Below are 1907 nucleotides of genomic sequence, written 5' to 3' on the forward strand. Positions count from 1 at the left end.
CTGGATCGGCTTCGGCCTTGCGGTCATCACCGGATCGCTGCTGTTCCTGCCCAATGCCAGCAACATCGCGGTCAACATCAACTTCCAGCTCAAGATGGGATTGCTGATGCTCGCCGGCATCAACATGTTCGTCTTCGAGTTCATCTCGGCCCGCAATGTCGCGACCTGGGACACCACCCTGCCGCCGCCCAATTCGGCGCGCATCGCCGGGCTGCTCTCGCTCGGGCTGTGGACCGCCGTGCTCGTCTTCGGCCGGTTGATCGGCTTCACGCCGGTGGCCGGAGACCCGTTCGCCTCCCTGTAGCTCCTCCCCGACGCTGCAGACGGACCGCCCGGCTCCCGCGAGCCGGGCGGCTTCCTTCATCCCGTCTTGCGCCGCAGGCGCACGACCACCTCGACCCGGTCGATCTCGTAGCCCTCGGGCACGCCGGGCAGGCCCGACACCGACAGGCAGTCGGCCGGGATGTCGACGATCCGCGGCTCGTCGGCGAGGTAGAAGTGGTGGTGCCGCGACGTATCGGTATCGAACACGCTGCGCATGCCCTCGAAGGCCAGTTCGCGCACCAGCCCGGCCGCCTGGAACTGCCGCAGCGTGTTGTACACCGTCGCCAGCGACGGGGCCCGGCCGGACCGGGACGCTTCCGCGAACAGCTGTTCGGCCGTGACGTGTCGGTCGCGACCCAGCAGGCGGTCGGCGAGGTCCAGCCGCTGGCGCGTTGGCCTGAGGCCGGACATGCGCAGGATCGCGGTGAGGCAGGCGCGACGCGCCGTTTGCGGCCCGGACGGGCCGACCGACGATGGCGGCGAATGGGTGTGCACGGTGCGCTCCTTTCGTTGCCGAGAGGATAGTTCGCCCCTGCCGCACGAACCTGCCCAAAGCCGCCATTGTTCTGCACGATGAGCGGCGCCGGGGCGCACTGCGGAAGTCTACGTTGCGGCGCGCCGCCGACACGGTAGAACTGTTGCCCGTTCGGCCCCGTTGCGGAGAGGCAGCATGCACACAGCGCTATCGACGCGACCCTTCGGCGTTGCGGAGACACACGGCGTCCTGACGCTCGCCAGTGCCGACGTGACGGCCAGCAGCGAGGGCCTCAACTGGCGCTCGCTCTTCGTGTCGTCGCAGACCGAGACGCCGTTCAGCGGCAGCTTCACCGCCAGGGACCTGCTGTTCGTGCTGTTCCGTGCCCCGGCCGAAGGACGGCGCCTCGCCGATCGCAGCCGGATACACGCGCCTGCCGGCTCGGTGCGCGTCGTCCCCTCGGAGGCGCCGATGGACGTCGATCTCGTCACGCCCACCGACACGGTGCACCTCTATGTGCGGCGAACCGTCTGGGAGGAGGTCGCCATGGACATGACCGACGGCGATGCGGCCGGCATCATGCCAGCGGCGGGCTGGATCAACGCGGAGCCCCTGCTGTTCGCGCTCGCCGATGCGGCACTGGCCGCCGCCGAGGCCGGTTGCACCGATCCGTCCTTTTCCGATCATCTCGCCCGCTCCATCGCATCGCATGTGCTGGCGACGCACGTGGGACTGCGCTTCAAGCCCCGCCGAACCGCATCCGGCGGCCGCGCCCTGTCGCGCGAGGTGGCGCGCGCCGTCGACTTCATCGAGGCCAATGCCGATCGCTCGATCGGCCTGCAGGACATTGCCGATGCCGCGATCCGCAGCCCGAGCCACCTGGCGCGCACCTTCGCCAGCGAGGTGGGCATGCCGCCCCATCGCTACCTGATCGGCGTGCGCATCCGGCGGGCCCGCCAGCTGCTGGCGCGGACCGATGCGCCGATTGCGCAGATCGCCTTCGAGTGCGGCTTCACCCACCAGGAGCACCTGACGCGGCTGTTCCGCAAGCACTTCGACACCACCCCGGCCGCGTTCCGCCGCGCCCTGCGCGACTGATTCAGGCCAG

Annotated in this window: 2 protein-coding genes and 1 pseudogene; 2 read left to right on the top strand and 1 reads right to left on the bottom strand. The window is 69.7% G+C overall.

Features of this window, described 5'->3' with window-relative positions:
• Positions 1-304, top strand: a pseudogene (locus tag ACE3TU_RS21905) (hypothetical protein); the annotation flags it as partial.
• Between the two features lie 56 nt (positions 305-360).
• On the opposite strand, the gene irrA reads toward ACE3TU_RS21905, so the two are convergent.
• On the bottom strand, positions 361-819 hold the full coding sequence (irrA, locus tag ACE3TU_RS21910) for an iron response transcriptional regulator IrrA (RefSeq protein ID WP_374627971.1): 459 nt from the start codon (positions 817-819) through the stop codon (positions 361-363).
• 175 nt (positions 820-994) lie between these two features.
• On the opposite strand from irrA, the gene ACE3TU_RS21915 reads away from it, so the two are divergent.
• Positions 995-1897, top strand: coding sequence for a helix-turn-helix domain-containing protein (locus tag ACE3TU_RS21915; protein WP_374627972.1), 903 nt, complete (start codon positions 995-997; stop codon positions 1895-1897).
• Positions 1898-1907 lie beyond the last annotated feature (10 nt).

The organism is Devosia sp., assembly GCF_041917035.1.
GTDB lineage: Bacteria > Pseudomonadota > Alphaproteobacteria > Rhizobiales > Devosiaceae > Devosia_A.